At 34.1% G+C, this 16,328-nt stretch carries 16 protein-coding genes; 6 read left to right on the top strand and 10 right to left on the bottom strand.

Translation table 11 applies throughout. The annotated features are described in order from the left end of the window. Positions 1-15: 15 nt before the first annotated feature. Positions 16-1,089 (top strand): hypothetical protein, encoded by a 1,074-nt coding sequence (locus MJ631_RS02695; RefSeq protein ID WP_262986606.1) that lies wholly within the window; start codon positions 16-18, stop codon positions 1,087-1,089. Between the two features lie 180 nt (positions 1,090-1,269). Here MJ631_RS02695 and MJ631_RS02690 read toward each other — a convergent pair whose 3' ends face one another. The 4 genes from MJ631_RS02690 to MJ631_RS02675 all read right to left on the bottom strand — a co-directional run bounded on the left by MJ631_RS02690 (position 1,270) and on the right by MJ631_RS02675 (position 3,329). After that, the gene (locus MJ631_RS02690) at positions 1,270-1,632 is read right to left on the bottom strand and encodes a helix-turn-helix domain-containing protein (protein WP_213863999.1); all 363 of its coding nucleotides are present in this window, start codon (positions 1,630-1,632) and stop codon (positions 1,270-1,272) included. A gap of 1 nt (position 1,633) precedes the next feature. Beyond that, the gene (locus MJ631_RS02685) at positions 1,634-1,969 is read right to left on the bottom strand and encodes a helix-turn-helix domain-containing protein (protein WP_213864000.1); all 336 of its coding nucleotides are present in this window, start codon (positions 1,967-1,969) and stop codon (positions 1,634-1,636) included. A 102-nt stretch (positions 1,970-2,071) separates the two neighbouring features. Then, positions 2,072-2,731 carry a JAB domain-containing protein gene (locus tag MJ631_RS02680; protein ID WP_213864001.1) on the bottom strand — a complete coding sequence of 220 codons (660 nt, stop codon included), beginning with the start codon at positions 2,729-2,731 and terminating at the stop codon, positions 2,072-2,074. 127 nt (positions 2,732-2,858) lie between these two features. Next, on the bottom strand, positions 2,859-3,329 hold the full coding sequence (locus MJ631_RS02675) for a hypothetical protein (protein WP_019236353.1): 471 nt from the start codon (positions 3,327-3,329) through the stop codon (positions 2,859-2,861). Positions 3,330-3,404: 75 nt separating this feature from the next. On the opposite strand from MJ631_RS02675, the gene miaA reads away from it, so the two are divergent. After that, positions 3,405-4,298, top strand: a complete 894-nt coding sequence (miaA, locus tag MJ631_RS02670; protein ID WP_214303411.1) for a tRNA (adenosine(37)-N6)-dimethylallyltransferase MiaA — start codon at positions 3,405-3,407, stop codon at positions 4,296-4,298. A gap of 358 nt (positions 4,299-4,656) precedes the next feature. Here miaA and MJ631_RS02665 read toward each other — a convergent pair whose 3' ends face one another. The 5 genes from MJ631_RS02665 to MJ631_RS02645 form a co-directional block, all read right to left on the bottom strand. Beyond that, positions 4,657-6,219, bottom strand: a complete 1,563-nt coding sequence (locus MJ631_RS02665; protein WP_007302714.1) for a Mur ligase family protein — start codon at positions 6,217-6,219, stop codon at positions 4,657-4,659. Then, positions 6,188-7,420, bottom strand: coding sequence for a cystathionine beta-lyase (gene metC / locus MJ631_RS02660; protein WP_012481742.1), 1,233 nt, complete (start codon positions 7,418-7,420; stop codon positions 6,188-6,190). The genes MJ631_RS02665 and metC overlap by 32 nt, the downstream gene beginning before the upstream one ends. Before the next feature lie 7 nt (positions 7,421-7,427). Beyond that, on the bottom strand, positions 7,428-7,712 hold the full coding sequence (locus tag MJ631_RS02655; RefSeq protein WP_012481743.1) for a BolA family protein: 285 nt from the start codon (positions 7,710-7,712) through the stop codon (positions 7,428-7,430). Between the two features lie 72 nt (positions 7,713-7,784). Continuing rightward, complete coding sequence (dnaK, locus tag MJ631_RS02650; RefSeq protein WP_052264747.1) at positions 7,785-9,698, bottom strand: molecular chaperone DnaK; 1,914 nt, start codon at positions 9,696-9,698, stop codon at positions 7,785-7,787. Between the two features lie 73 nt (positions 9,699-9,771). Beyond that, positions 9,772-11,520, bottom strand: a complete 1,749-nt coding sequence (locus MJ631_RS02645) for an Rne/Rng family ribonuclease (protein ID WP_052264748.1) — start codon at positions 11,518-11,520, stop codon at positions 9,772-9,774. A gap of 149 nt (positions 11,521-11,669) precedes the next feature. On the opposite strand from MJ631_RS02645, the gene rpmG reads away from it, so the two are divergent. Continuing rightward, the gene (gene rpmG / locus MJ631_RS02640; RefSeq protein ID WP_012481745.1) at positions 11,670-11,870 is read left to right on the top strand and encodes a 50S ribosomal protein L33; all 201 of its coding nucleotides are present in this window, start codon (positions 11,670-11,672) and stop codon (positions 11,868-11,870) included. Positions 11,871-12,579: 709 nt separating this feature from the next. Further along, positions 12,580-12,876, top strand: a complete 297-nt coding sequence (locus MJ631_RS02635) for a hypothetical protein (RefSeq protein WP_007302708.1) — start codon at positions 12,580-12,582, stop codon at positions 12,874-12,876. A gap of 359 nt (positions 12,877-13,235) precedes the next feature. Here MJ631_RS02635 and MJ631_RS02630 read toward each other — a convergent pair whose 3' ends face one another. After that, entirely contained in the window at positions 13,236-14,111 is an 876-nt protein-coding gene (locus MJ631_RS02630) for a zinc ABC transporter substrate-binding protein (RefSeq protein ID WP_127464163.1), read from the bottom strand. Between MJ631_RS02630 and MJ631_RS02625 the strand changes: the two genes are divergently transcribed. Together MJ631_RS02625 and ubiB are read left to right on the top strand one after the other, a co-directional pair. Beyond that, positions 14,103-14,834, top strand: a complete 732-nt coding sequence (locus tag MJ631_RS02625; protein WP_007302706.1) for a metal ABC transporter ATP-binding protein — start codon at positions 14,103-14,105, stop codon at positions 14,832-14,834. The two genes, MJ631_RS02630 and MJ631_RS02625, sit on opposite strands and share 9 nt — an antisense overlap. Continuing rightward, positions 14,831-16,252 (top strand): 2-polyprenylphenol 6-hydroxylase, encoded by a 1,422-nt coding sequence (gene ubiB, locus MJ631_RS02620; protein WP_012481747.1) that lies wholly within the window; start codon positions 14,831-14,833, stop codon positions 16,250-16,252. The genes MJ631_RS02625 and ubiB overlap by 4 nt, the downstream gene beginning before the upstream one ends. Positions 16,253-16,328 lie beyond the last annotated feature (76 nt).

The following is a 16,328-nucleotide window of genomic DNA, read 5'->3' as shown; positions in this document are numbered from 1 at the left end:
TAAGTGAGAGTTACAATGAAAAAAATAAATAGTAAAAGATTGTCTAGTAAAATGTTAAAAGCGGTAGAGCGAATAGCAAAAGAAGGATTATTGCCTAATTTAATAAAAGCTGCTCCAACAGCGAATAAAAAGATTAGTAAATTACCTGTCTTAACATATCCTGAGAAGCTCAATCCATTTCGATCAGCTTTATGCAGGACAAGACTAAGTGAATATGAAAATATGAAACTAAATGAATTCCTGGAAAAAGCTATTGCAGCTAAAAATATAAACGAGTTAAGTAAAGTTATCGATGAAGCTTTGGACTTAGGAATAAGAATAAATGCTGCCAATGAAGATGGCTTTAGCTTCGCTAACGTTACAATGTTTAAGATTTATCGTGATGAATTCAAAGGAAATAAACAAGAAGATATAATCAGGAAGTTAGCCTTAAATGGAGCAGAATTTAATGTACAAGTTGATAAGAAAATAACTGAAAAAGTGCAAAAAGAAATTGAGCCACAAATATATAATCTACTCAAAAAGCTCAGGGAAGTTGGAGAGAACGCTACTATAGAAGGGACTGTTGAAAATGTAGAAATCGATAATAAGACCTTCTATATTGAATTTTCACATAGCTGCATAGTTGATGTTGCAAAAGTTATAGAAGGTGCAAAAAACTTGGGCCTGAGCAAGGGAGATTTAAATCTTGGTGGCAATATCCTAAAAATAGGTGATGGTGAAGTTGAAGTGAAAACTGGAAAAGATGGAAAAAGAGACTACGTGGATATATCGGATAACAGCGCTTTTACAGTAACACTTTGTACTAGTCTAGGAGAGCTAAATTTAATGGTATATCACGATACAGAAGACTATCATCAAGTACAAGTTGAGGTGGAAGATGAAGAAATGTGGAATGAATTGCAAGAAATAGGAGAAATCATAGGACAGGGTTGTTTATTTGGTGGAATGTCTGTTAAAGAAGCAGTAGAAAGAGGCAGTTTTACTAGGTGTGGAAGGTGGGGTGACCAAAATTCTAAAAGTAGTGAGACCTTTTCTTGGGTGAATAAATTAAAAGACAACAAAACGACATCCGTAGGACGTTCTTGATTGGAGACAAGTGGCTATGTTTCACATAGCTACTTGTATATCAGAAATAAATGGTTAACTATTACAAAGTAAAGTGGTTTTTAAAACTTAATCCAATTTACCATAAATAATTTACTTTAATTAGTATTGCTTGTAGAAGTGTTTTATATTATAAAAAATACCTGAACTTTAAAATTTGTACTATTTGTTAGCAAGAGCCTTTATCACTGAATGCACAATATCACGCAATGTTTCATCTTTAATTTTTCTATATTCTCTTACTAATCTTGATATTTCTTCGCTGCCCACATCGCTACGGAAGGCCTTATCATGCAAGTATTCAGAGGCTTTGGTAAAAAAATATGACATATCAACAGACAAAGCTTCTGCCAAATTATACAATCTATCAACTACAAGCCTTACCTCTCCAGTTTCATATCCTTGTATATGCTGAAATGAAATTCCAAGCTTTTTTCCTAAGTCCCTTTGGCTAAAACCACATATTAGCCTTCTTTTCCTTATCCTTTCACCTATTTGCTTATCGATAGGATGTTGTACGGTCATTTTACGTATCAGATAATATACTTTGAGAAAAAGATTTTACCAATATATAAACTACACTACGTAACCTTTTGCTCTTAATTTTGTTATATCCTTTGACTAGTTTTAGTATTTCTTCATCATAAGCTTCATGTGAGTCAGTATGCATACCAGTAAAGAAATCAGCAACATCAATTGATAGGGCTTTTGCTAAGTCATATAGCCTACTGGCTAAAATGCAATTTGAACCATTTTCGTACCTTTGTATCTGTCTATATGAAACACCTATTCTTTTTCCTAATTCAGTTTGTGTCAAACCACAGTATAACCTAAGTTCCTTTATTTTTTTACCTAATTCCACCTTTTACTACTAATTCTAGCTGTTCAAGCTTATATTGAATTTTTTAATTTATGAAGTGAAAAAAAGAAGGAAAGCTAGAGAACTTTCCTTCCGGGTTACAGATTACAATAAGCCACTGTCATAAAAACTAAAGTGGCTCTTCTGTGTTACGATTATATGATCTATCAATTTCATTCCTACATTTTCGCAGGTTGCAGCTAATGTGAGTGTGTTATCCTCATCCTCCTTTGATGGTTCTATATCTCCGCTTGGATGATTATGTGAAATTGCAACAGATGATGCGTCAATCAGTAATCCCTGTTTTATTATTGCCCTCACATATAGAGGTACTCTATCTATAGTTCCACAATCTTGAATATACTCATATATTAAATGACCACTTCGATCTAAGTATACCACTCGTAAGCTTTCTTTTCGTGACTGCCCTATTGCTGCTTTAAAGTATTTTAATAGCTCTTCTCTATTATCAAGAATCGACAGCTTTTTTAACTTACCTTTCAATATCCTATCAAAAATCTCTTTCAGACAAAAGATATTTGCTATTGCTCCATCATTCATTCCTGTAACATTTTTTAGTTCATGAAAGTCAGCATTAATTACCCTTCCTAAACTACTAAAGAGCTCCATTAACTTTTTGGCAACTTCTCTTCCTTCTGTGTATGCAGATAGATTACGTTCCAGTAGCTCATGGTCAAGCAAAGACCTACCTCTGCTTGATAGAATACGAGTTTCTAATTTCTCTTTTCTCTCACTATTATTCATAAAAACCTCCAAGATCAACATTATATACAAATTCAACGCCAGCTTTCTGACGCAGTAGTTCTCGAGGAATAACCCTTTTGAACTCTAAATTTGCAATGTTGTCCTTGTTGCTTTTACAACAGATTTACTACAATCCGAACTCCTCATTGATTTTATCGACTATCGTCTGTGGTGGATCATCTCCCCATCCTGAATATAAAATCTCTCCATAATCTGCAACATCTATAGAGCCAGTTCTACTTTTTGCCAGAAACATTTCTCTTTTATCTTTATCAACTAATACATAGTGCCAAGCTGATCTTCCTCGATCTTTACCACGAACTAGATATATGAGATCTGATCTACTTCTTCTTGTTGCATCAGCAAAGGATCTTTCATTGATAGTTCTGCTTTTACTCTTTATGCCGCCACTTTCAGAAAAAGCTTCCTTGGCTTCAGCTTTTTTGTTTGCCAATTCAGAAATTTTTCCTTTTGCTCCTAGTGCATGTTCTTTGGTATTTTGAGATGAATACTTACTGGAAAAACCTCCTCTTGTCTCATTAGAAGTCCTATTTGTAAAACGCTTAGTAAACGAGTTATCGTTATCATTTTCTGCCATAAAAGTCTCCAAATTTTAGATTGTAGAATCCAAATTTTTACTACACCCTATCATAGGTTAGTTAAATTAATATAAATGAAAGATAATATAGTAATTATTACAGGAATTACAGCCTCAGGTAAATCAGAATTATGCGATAACTTGATAAAAAAGTATAAAAACATTAGCATAATAAACTGTGACTCAAAGCAGTTATACAAAGAGATTCCCGTAATTACTGCTCAACCACCAAAGCAGAAAGAATTTTATAGGCTATACGGTTATGTTTCAGCAAGAGAAAATTATTCCGTAGGTTTATGGCTAGAGGATTTAAAGAGGGAAGTTAACAACGCGCTGAAAAATTCACGAATACCCATCATCACTGGAGGAAGTGGGCTTTACATTAGCAGCTTAATCAAGGGATTATCATCGATTCCACAAATAAGCCAGGAAGTGAGAGAAAACGTAAATGAACTTAGGAAAAATTTAAGTAAAGAGGAATTCTACAAATTAGTGCTAAGCAAAGATCCAAGGATTCAAGGTAAAATATTTATTAATGACTCACATCGCCTCTCAAGAGCACTTGAAGTTATCACTGAAACTGGCAAGACAATCTTTGTATGGCAAGAAAATAGACAGCCTCCTTTGTTCAATAATTTTAAGGTATATACAATTCTACCTAAACGTGAAGATATATACCGAAAAATAAATTCTCGTTTTATTGAAATGGTTGAAAATGGAGCAATTGATGAAGTAAAAAACCTACTTAGCATGAACCCATCTCCACATTTGCCAGCTATGAAAGCACATGGAGTACCAGAAATTATAAGATACTTAAAAGGGGAGATTACTTTAGACGAAGCAATACAGATTGCTCAAACAAACACAAGGCATTATGCAAAACGCCAGTACACTTGGTTTAAAAATCAATTTCCGAATTCTCAAGTGATTGACTGTGCAAATAAATTGACAGAATTTGGAATATTTTGATTATTATGTATTATATTGCTATGCCTATGCAAACTTTTCTTGATAGTATTAAACTTTTTTCTTAAAGAACTTTCATCATTGCCTAAATTGTGATTATTAAATTCTTTGTAAAAATATTCTTACTTATGAAGCGCTACTATACCTGTAAGAGCCTTTATCACTAAATGAACTATATCACGCAATATTTCATCCTAAATTTTTCTATATTCTCTCACTAATCTTGTAACCACAATCTCCACTTTCATATCCTTGTATAGCTCTTCTCATAATAGTAGGAACAAGATAAGATAGTGATTTAGTGTAACAAGAAGGTAAAAATGCCAGCAGCGTACAGTTATGACTTAAGGAAAAAAGCCATTCAGGCGTTGGATGAAGGAGAGAGCAAAACAGCAGTAGCAAATTTTTGGCCCTCTCTAATAACTTCAACATCACTAAATTCAAGGGATTGGCCTTCTATTATTTGGAATCTTTCATGTCCTTTTCCTGCAACTAGCAGAATCATATTTTCATCATGTGCTATATTTATACCTTTCTCTATAGCTTTTTTTCTATCTCCTATCTCCAGTGCATCAGGGCAATGTAACAAAATATCGTGACGAATTTTCCCCGGATCTTCATCGCGCGGATTGTCATCTGTGACTATAACTTTACCTGCAAGCATTTGTGCTATTTTACCCATCTCTGCACGTTTTGTTTGATCACGATTCCCGCCACAACCGAACACTAGAACTATCTTTTTATTGAAGTGCCATTTTAAAGACAACAGAGCTTGTTTGAGTGCACTTGGAGTATGAGCGTAATCGACAAATGCAAAAGTGTTCACTTTTTCCATTCTTCCAGATGGAGAAGCGAGTTTATCTATACACATTCTTTGATAGTCCATACCAGATGAAATAACTATACCGATTGCACACAACAAATTATATGCTTGAAATTGCCCAAAAATCGGAAAAAATGCGTTATAAATTTCATCACCGATTTGAATTGTCAGGTATTGACCATTGGCAGTGGGTATCTGCTTTAATAAAGTAATGTCAGAGTTTTTTTTTCCATAGGTTATAACTTTGTTGCCACGCTTTTCAGCTATGTTGAGCAACTCTCCATATTCGCCTATATCTGCATTTAAAATCGCTGTTTTTTCTTTTGGCAATACCTCATCAAACAACCTTTTCTTGGCCTCAAAATACTCATCGATACTTTTGTGATAGTCCAAATGATCTTGAGAGAAATTAGTAAAAGCTGCAGCATTGAGCCTGAGTCCATGGATTCTGTATTGATCGATTCCATGGCTTGAAGCTTCTAATGCTAAGTGTTCTACGTTCTTATTATTTATGTCACGCAATGTGGAATAAAGATCATCTGCACTTGGCGTTGTAAGGCTATTATCTTTTCTATTATTATTGACACATGTTCCCAGTGTTCCTATAGACGCTACATTATCTTGCCAAATCTGGCGACAAAATTCCACCACTGAAGTTTTACCATTCGTACCAGTTACAGCAGCAACATATTTAGGTTGTTTGAATTGATAAAACCTGCTGACTATTTCACTGTATATTCCTTGAGGGTCCGAGTGGTAAAGCACTGCAAAACTTGGAGTACTTGTCATTCGAGTAGCGGACACTGGAATCCAGTTTTCATTATACAATTGTCTAGTATGCTTGTTTACAATTAAATTTTCTGGATCCCAGTGTCTGAGCACTGGGATGACATCTTTCTTGGCCCCTTGTATTACAACGTCTACACAGTTGTGTACACATCCATTAGGAAGACATGTTACGTGTTCTTTACTCCTTTCTGACACACAAACAAAAAGGTAACCTTCTTTAACTCTCTTAGGATTACATGTGACGCCTTTGATTTCAATATCAAAGTCAGCATTTACAATGTTATGCAGTAGCTCTTTCAGTCTCACAATCATCTTTAACACTTGAACATGGCAGTCTTATTAATGCAGTATTCAAGTCAAAAATCAAATCTTCAGGATCTTCTAGTCCGCAAAATATTCGCACAAAACTTCCACCATAATCTGAATTCATTACAGATCTTGACATAGATCTATGTTCTATTGGTAATATCAAACTGTCACATCCTCCCCAAGAAGCACCGATGCCAAAAATTTTCATGTGATCAACCATGCAGCTTAGTTCCTCACATGAATATTCTCTATCGAGTACTATACTAAATACGCTACTTGCCCCTTTGAAATAACTTTTCCATAAATCATGCTGAGAATAGGAAAAAAGTGCGGGGTATAAGACTTTTTTGATTTTTGGATGTTTTTCCAGCCACTTTGCTACTTGCATTGCTGTACTTTGATGCTTCCTCATGCGTGTTTGCAGTGTTCTAAGTCCCCTGTGTGCAAGGTAACAGTCATGCGATTGAATGGTGACTCCATAATTTTTATAGCTCTCATAAAGCAATTTAAAAATTTTACCTTCAGCAACCATAGCTCCCATCACTAAATCTGAGTGACCGGCTAGATACTTTGTCACCGCGTATAGTGCAACATCAATTCCATAATCAAGCGGCTTAAACAACAAAGGAGTGGCCCATGAATTGTCACAAACGGTTACGATTCCACGTGCTTTAGCAACTTTTACTATATGCTCTATATTTGAAATCTCAAACGTTATAGAACCAGGAGTCTCAATCATGATGAGTGAAGTATTACTCTGAACTAAATCAGTTATATCCTGTGTCGGATTATAAAAAGTTACTTCTACTCCTCTTTTTGGTAGCTCATTTTCGGCAAATCTCTTTAGCCTATAATAACTATTATCTTGTATCAGGACATGTGAACCTGCTTTAGTGAAAGTCAAAATAGCAAAAGTAAGTGCAAATAATCCAGAAGGGTAGATGAGTGCTTGTCCCCTACCCTCAATTTCAGCCAGTGCATTTGAAAAATAATGAACAGTAGGCGTACCAACATTACTGTAACTGTAATCCCTTGCAACACCATCATTGATTACATCGTATATACTTTCTCCATTTGCTGCATTTAAGTAATCCTTGTAAGTAGGAAATAATATGGTAGAAGAATGATAAACTGGTGGGTTCATCGATCCTTTATAATCATTAAATTTTCTTCCTGCTTTAACTAATAAAGACTCTTCTCTCACGTTTCTACTATTTATTTTTTAGATTGTATTCGCTTTGCGTATACAAGTGAAGAGAAATCGCATGTAATCGCTCTATTTCACTCTTTAATAATTCATAGATCAATTTATGCCTCTTTAAAGAGCTCATTCCAGAAAAGTCGTTAGATATTAATACTAATTTGATATGTGAAGGTAGTGTCGAAGAAGAAACAAAATAATGATCTACATGCTTTGCTGATTCATCGATAATATTAATATCAATTACACCTATTGAATCGCGTAATTTTTCTTCTATTGTCTTAATAATATCCACAATAGTTCCTTTAAGCAACAATACGCTCCTCTTGTCATCCCACAGTATCTGGGCACTGGGATGACAATCGAATTACTTATTCTCTTCTTTATTATCCATGTCTTGATAATCAGAATCTACTACTTTTTCTTCCTCATTATTTGTTGTGGATGAGCTTTCTCCACCTTGTTGTTGTTGAGATTCCTTATACATAGCTTCTCCAAGCTTCATAGAAAGTTGAGAAAGATTAGTAACCTTCTGTTGTATTGAATCAGCATCATCAATATTATCAGACTTACTAACTTCCTTTAATTCATTAACTGCATTCTCAATAGCAGATTTATCTTCTGGAGAAATTTTATCACCATATTCTGTCAAAGATTTTTCTGTAGAATGAACTAAACTATCCGCTTGATTCTTCACTTCAATAAATTTCTTACGCTTTTCATCTTCTTGTGCTTTTTCCTCAGCTTCTCTCACCATCCGATTTATTTCATCCTCCGATAAACCACCTGAAGACTGAATACGTATTTTTTGCTCTTTTCCAGTAGCTTTATCCTTTGCAGAAACATGCGCTATTCCATTTGCATCTATATCAAATGTCACCTCAATTTGAGGAACCCCGCGAGGAGCAGGTGGTATTCCTTCTAAACTAAACTGACCAAGCAGTTTATTATCAATCGCCAATTTTCTTTCACCTTGATGTACCTTAATTGTAACGGCTGTTTGGTTATCTTCTGCAGTTGAAAACACCTGAGATTTTTTTGTGGGAATAGTAGTATTACGTTCAATAAGTGGAGTGAACACTCCCCCTAGAGTTTCAATACCAAGAGAAAGTGGAGTTACGTCAAGTAGTAATACATCTCTTACATCACCTTGAATGATTCCCGCCTGTATTGCAGCTCCAATTGCTACAACTTCATCAGGGTTAACCCCTCTGTGTGGATCTTTGCCAAAGAATTCTTTAACTTTCTCTATGACTTTTGGCATACGAGTCATGCCACCAACAAGAACTACTTCACCAATTTGACTAGCAGACAAACCAGCATCTTCAAGAGCTTTTTTGCAAGGAATTATAGTCCTTTCAATTAAATCATTCACTAAACTTTCAAGCTTTGCTCTTGTTAGCTTCATATTTAAGTGTTTTGGGCCACTTGCATCAGCTGTAACAAACGGTAGATTTACTTCTGTTTCCATTGCACTTGACAATTCTACCTTTGCTTTTTCTGCAGCTTCTTTGATTCTTTGCATAGCCATTGGATCGTTTTTCAAATCAATGCCATTACTTTTCTTGAATTCACCCAGTAAATAATTTACTACTGCATTATCGAAGTCTTCCCCTCCAAGGTGAGTATCACCATTTGTAGCCTTTACTTCAAAAACTCCGTCACCTATTTCAAGAACTGAAACATCAAATGTACCACCACCAAGATCATACACTACTATTGTGTGTCCGTGCTTTTTATCAAGACCATAAGCAAGTGCTGCAGCAGTTGGTTCGTTAATTATTCTGAGGACATTTAATCCAGCAATTTTTCCTGCATCTTTTGTTGCTTGACGTTGAGAATCATTGAAGTACGCCGGCACTGTTATCACAGCATCCTTTACTTCTTCCCCAAGATAAGCCTCAGCTGCTTCTTTCAGGTTTTGTAGTATAAATGCACCAATTTGACTAGGAGAGTATTCTTTACCATCAGTTGTTTTAACCCATGCATCACCATTTTTTGCTGCAAATACCTTATACGGTACACCTAGATTCTTCATTTCAGGATCGCTATATTGGCGACCTATCAATCTCTTAGTTGCAAAAAAAGTATTATTTGCATTGGTAGTTGCTTGCCTTTTTGCTGGAGCGCCAATCAACCTTTCTCCAGATGAAGTAAATGCAACTATAGATGGAGTAGTTCTTGCTCCTTCTTTATTCTCAATTACTTTTGTATCCTTGCCTTGCATTATTGCAACACAAGAATTTGTTGTTCCAAGATCTATACCTATTGCTCTTCCCATAATGAATACTCCCTTTTAAATATTATCTGATGTAAAATATATAAGTATAAAACTCGTTAATTACAAGTCCCGTTTAGTTGTTAGAGCCCAAAAGGCGCGAAAGCCATTTAGTTAACCAAAAGTTGCCCGGTAGTTTACCAGCTTCTTTATCCCTGCTATTCACAATTTGACATCCAGAATTCTGCAATGGCTTATAATCATTAAAATTAATATGGTCTCCTTGCTTTAAAATAAATGTATCTGCATCTAAACTATTATCAATACTAACATTTAATGTAATATTGAACTCTTTTTCGATTGTAGAAACCATATCACGCTTATTATTAAAAATGTGCGCTATAACTGCACTGCGTGCTATTAAATCAAAGGACTTATTTTGATTTTTATTAGCAATATGTTGCAAATCCCTTAGTATCGATGCAACAACCACTTCGTTTGATTTCACTCTTCCAATACCTTTACAGCGTAAGCACTCTGTAGTATTAATTTCCTGTATATTTGGTTTAATTCTTTGTCTTGAAAAGACCATTAAACCAAAGTCATTGATAAAGCTAAATTGAACTTTAGCTTTATCATCTTTAAACGCCTGCTTGATAGCAAATTCAACATTTTTGCAATACTCAAGTTTCAACATGTCAATAAAATCAACAACTATTAACCCTGATAAGCCCCTGAGATTCGCTTGCCTTGATATTTCAGATAATGCCTCCATATTAGTTCTATAAGCTGTTTCTTCTATGTTATCTTCTCCTGTCATTTTCCCTGAATTTACGTCTATTGAAACAAATGCCTCAGTTAAGGTTATCACCAAAGACCCACCAGATGGCAATTCTACTCTATTGCTATATAATTCAGAAATTTGATCTTCGACTCGATAGTAAGTAAAGATTGGAACAGAACCTCTATATAATCTAGGACGCAATTTTCCTTGTAACACATTTTTAGTGTATTTTCTTACCGCTTCACAAACTTCTCTATCAGATACTATAATTTCTGTATCATTACTACAAAAGTCACGTACAGATCTCATAACTACATCTGCTTCGTTGTAAATTAATGATGGAACATTTAAAGAAGAGAAGTTTTGCTGGATATTTTGCCATAATAAGGTCAAATTATTGTAATCTTGCTCAATTTCTTTCTTACTTTTTCCTGCACCAACAGTTCTTACTATTAAACCTGAGCCTTTTGGTAAATTTATTGAATTTAATATATCCTTTAACTGTTTTCTAACGTTGGTATCTTCAATTCTGCGAGATACTCCACCCCTACTTATGGAATTGGGCATGAAAACACAGTATCTACCGACCAAAGTTACGTATGTTGTAAATGAAGCTCCTTTATTTCCTCGTTCTTCTTTAGTTAATTGAACCAATAACTTTTGATTTACTGAAATCACATCTTGTAACTTATATTTTCTATGTAAAGGTACCTCCCTCACAAAACCACTGCTGGATTCATTACTAGCTGTAGAATCTAGGCCTTCTTCTGTGCAATTATCATTTGAACAGTCCACACCGCTCGAATAGTCTTCATCAGGGAAAATTTCCTTCTCTTTTTCTGGAATATTAAAATAATTTAGAGATATCTCAGAAAAAGACAAAAAACCTTGCTTATTTTTTCCATACTCAATGAACACGGCCTGCAAAGCAGGCTCTATACGCTTTACATAAGCAACGTATATATTACCTCTTAATTGTTTTTTTTCCTTGAATTCTTGTTCAAACTCTACAACCCTACCATTAACTAGTAGGGCAACCCTTACCTCGTTAGAACAGGTAGTACTTTCTATCAACAATAACCTTTTGCCATCACTCACCACTTATTTACCGTCTACTTTTCATTCTGAAATGTTCTTATACTACTTAATATATTATTGATTGTCAAGAATTTTGCGATCTGCATTATTGGGTTGACTTTCAGTGTTTTGCGTAATAAACTTGCATAGAGTTTATTATGTCACTAACAATTATGGCGAAAAAAAATGCTTCTTTGCTTGTCAAGCTAGTTAGCACTGCAACTAAAACAACAAAAACTGGAGAAGAGAAACTAACAGGCTATTTTTGTGTAAAAAAACGTAATCCTAAGAACCTTCCCAAGAAGCTCGAGTTTAGGAAGTATGACCCAGTGGTCAGAAGACACGTATTATTTAAAGAAGAAAAATTAAAGTAAGTATATTATCATGCAAAGCTTACAGCTAAAAGGAGTGTAGCTTATTGCTCACTAGTTATACTGTTTTGCATTAGAGAAAGTCTGTTTGAGGTTTTGAAAGATTACGGTAACTTATATAAGTTACGGGAAATTGAGCCACCTGAATAAGGGCTGAAAATGGTAGCGTTTTTGTCCTGATCTGGTCTTTTTATTGCTTAAATGGGACTTGATCTGACACTTTAAATGATCCAGATAGTCTATATACCATCACACTCTGGGACCATACACTTAGAGGTTGTTCACAAACTTTTGAATTCTTTTGTTAAACTTTTACAGAAAAAAATTGCTTGCGCATATTTTAAATCTGACTATAATCATAGTAAAAGATATTTTAAGAGCTCAAAATTTATCTTTATCTGCAGACTTTTTTCATTAAATTCATTAAAAAATGTGGCGTATCTTCTTCAGCGTACGTAGGTGCACACACATACTTAATCTCTGTCGTATGTGCGCCGCACTTTTTTTCTAATCTTTTTTACACAGGAGGATTTTATGTCCAGAATTCCAGATACTTGATCTTTACTTTAGCTAAAAACCAATAGGCGCCTATGGTTTTTATAAAGAAAGTTTAGAAAATAACCAAAAACCACTTGCCATAAAAAGTAACTATATTAGTATAATATTCACATTTATATGTTAATATAGATATAATAAGATTAAGGATTATATTATGGTAAAATTTACACAAGATTCTGCTTCATTGACATTGCATGGTGTTGATTTACTTAATTTGTGCCACAGACAGTGTGAAAATAAATACGAGGGTAATGATTTATTGACAAAAATTAATAGATCTTGGTGTAAGGCTGACTGTAATAGAAATATTAAAGCTCCTGAACACCATTCACCAGAAAAAGTAACACTTAGTGAACAGTTAACAGATATTGCAAGTAATCTCCGTTTTGAGAGCATAAAATTATCGCTTATATCAGATGAAATAGACAATTACAATTCAATGTCTTTTTAATTAGAGTAAAAGAAGATATTGGTTATCTTCTTTTTTTTGTTTCTATGATTAACTACTTGAATTTAAGTTCGTTCAGGCAAGATAATTATGAGTAAAAATAGCAGATGCAAGTAGCTGGCACACAGCTGTACGAGCATTCATTTTTGAGGGCATAGCAAATGGTGTCATTCAAGTAGCTGACATTGGCTTGCCCTAATCTCATCAAGAACGTTGTGCTTTAACATAATATTTTTATGCTTACCAACTTAACTGAATCCCAGACTGGGATGATATACTTCTGGTAGATAATGTCGGTATAGTTGTGATTGGAATAGAAAGCACTAAGTTTGCAATGCTATCTGAATAGATAAAAGAACTCATTACTCAGTGAAACAAGACTTGAAATTTTGTGCAATGCTGCTGATTATATCTAGATATGCATCCTTTCCAGGCTCTACATCTGATCCAATAGGATCAAGAATCACCATTTTTACGTCACTAGAAAAGACATTAGGCTTTATGCTATCCTCTCGTGAATGAGAAACAATACATTTAACGTTTTCCTCTTTCATTACCTTTTTTAATTTCATTAAACTCTTCATACCTATGTAAGAATCTTCTTCTATAGAAAGAATGGCGCTTGGGTAACTTAAATCAAAATATTTTTCGAAATATTGATAAGCATCGTGAGTAACTATGTATTTTTGATTTTTTAACTCATCCAATTCTTTCGTAATTTTTTCTACTTCTTGGTCTATCTTTCTTATAGCCTCCTCTGCGTTAGTATTGTATCGATAGGCATTTTCTTTATCTATATTAGATAATGTTGCACTGATAGAAAGTATCATACTTTTTGCATTTTCAGGATTCAGCCAAATATGCAAATCTTTTTCATCTTGAATGTGACTAGAAAATGAATGTGTTCGAGCAGGAAGTAGATCGATTGCACTTGATAGCGGTATTAACTTCTTATTTTCTTTAGCGAAAGTTTTAATGAATGTTTCCAAAGAATCATCGATATAAAATATAATATTGCTAGATTCTAATTTACTTGCGTCTGAAGGCCTGAGCATGTAGTTATGTTCAGACACTACTTCGTACATTAGTAGTTCTGGCTTTGAAATTCCATCTGTAACAGAAGCTACAAGTGAGTGTATAGGTTTGATTGTAGCTACAATTTTTAAATTGGATGAAAAGGCACTATTGTAGTATAATGTAAATGAAAGTAATAGAAAAAAAAACAGTAAATGTCTCATATAAATGTTGAGAAGAAGTCAATTTTTGCCAAAAAATTAAGTAGTGTCAATAACTGCATTCTAAAAATAGAAAACCTTACTCTTTCATACGGTAACAAAAAAGTTCTTGATAATATCAACATATCAGTACAAAGAGGAGATATAGTTACAATACTTGGTCCAAATGGCGGAGGTAAAACCTCTTTAGTGAAAGCAGTTGCTGGTATAAATAAAGGTTTTATTGGCAGTATTGTATTCGCTGACAATATAAAAATTAGCTATATGCCACAAAATTTTAGTATTGGTAATTTGATGCCAATAACAGTTGAGTCTTTCCTTTTCAATAGCTCCTCGAAGAAATTGAAGAAAAATCAACCCATTGTTACAGAAGCAATAGAATTGGTTGGTATCGGTAACATCCTAAAAAATCAAGTATTAGAAATCTCTGCAGGACAAACACAATTACTGCTGCTTGCACGCTGTTTAATTTCAGAATCTGATTTGATCATTTTAGATGAGCCAGTCAGTGCAATGGATATTAACGCACGATCTAAATTTTATGATATTATAAATAAAATCGCAAAAGAACGATCAGTGTCGATTCTCATGACTTCTCATGACCTTAACTCTGCTCTACCATCCTCAGATTACATAATTTGCATAAATAATACTATCTATTATCAAGGTAAACCTGATGAAATTATGGAGATAAATGAAATATTTGGCAGTTACGCAGCGAAATGATTCAAAATATTCTACGTCTTCTGCAAATAACTACAGTGCTAACACGTTACAATGTGTTACCTTATTTACTTCCACCATCAAAAAAATCAATAAATAAAATACAAGGTCATAAACTAAAGCGTGCTCTTGAAAGATTAGGTCCGGTGTTCATTAAATTTGGGCAATCCATTTCATCACGCACTGATATTTTAAATGAGGACATAACAAATAACTTGCTATTGATATGTGATAGATTGCCATCATTTTCGTATAAAATAGCAGTTAAAACTATAGAAAGTGAGTTTAATTGTAAATTAAGCGATATTTTTTCAAGTTTTTCTGAAAAGCCAATTGCAGCAGCATCAATTTCTCAGGTGCATAGAGCAGTTACAATTGAGGGTAAGGAAGTTGCTGTAAAGGTTTTGAGGCCAAATATTGAGAAAACATTCTCAAGGGATATAAAAATGCTTTCTTGGCTTGCAGAAATTGCAGAAAAATTTAGTGAACAATCAAAAAGGCTGAAGCCAGTTGAATTAGTCAAAACTTTTGCTGAAATTTGCCGATTAGAGTTAGATCTACGTTTTGAGGCTGCCCACTCTTCGGAACTGAAGGAAAATACTAAACATGACAGAGGTTTCTACGTACCTGAAATAGATTGGAGTAGAACTTCAAAAAAGGTTTTAACATTAGAATGGATGGAAGCTATACCAATATACGAAGTTGAAAAGCTGAATAACCGAAAGCAAATAGCTATCAATCTTATAGAATCTTTTTGTAATCAGGTATATAGGGATTGTTTTTTTCATGCTGATATGCATCCTGGAAATTTAATGATCGATAGTAATAACAATATTATTGCCCTGGATTGTGGAATCATGGGTAGAATAGATCGTGAGACATGCTATTACGTTATAGAGATACTCAAAGGCTTTTTAAATAGGGATTATGATCACGTTGCAAAAATGCACTTTAGAGCCGGTTATGTTCCATCACAGCATAGAAATTTTGTTACAGCTTGCAGAGCAATAGGTGAGCCCATTGTTGGACAGCCTATACAGAAGATTTCATTTGCTCGATTACTTACTCAGCTACTAAAAATAACTGGTGATTTTGATATGAAAGTTCAAACACAATTGTTATTGCTGCAGAAAACTATGATTTTATTAGAAGGAACATGTAGGAAAGTCTATCCAGAAATCAATATGTGGAAAGTAGTTGAAACATGGATAAACAATCAACATGAAAGTAAAATAGGGTATAGGGAAAAAATTAAAAGCTCTTATCCCATAAAAGCAATTCAGGGAATATTTAGCCTTATAGAAAAATTAAACCTAATAGCTGACAAAAAATTACAGGTGAAAAATAAATCAAATGGAAAAGCCTACTTTTTACTTTGGTCTGTAATTATAATTCTCATCGTTAAACTTTTAATTTCTTGAACTAAAAGATAATAGAAGCAAGTTTACAACAACTATTTCAGTCTTGAAACCACTCAGGTTTACATTCACTCGAATT

It is taken from the genome of Wolbachia endosymbiont of Oryzaephilus surinamensis (assembly GCF_025617515.1).
In the GTDB taxonomy this organism is placed as follows: domain Bacteria; phylum Pseudomonadota; class Alphaproteobacteria; order Rickettsiales; family Anaplasmataceae; genus Wolbachia.
Note: the sequence above shows the minus strand (reverse complement) of the source record. Positions and strands in the feature narration are given on the sequence as shown.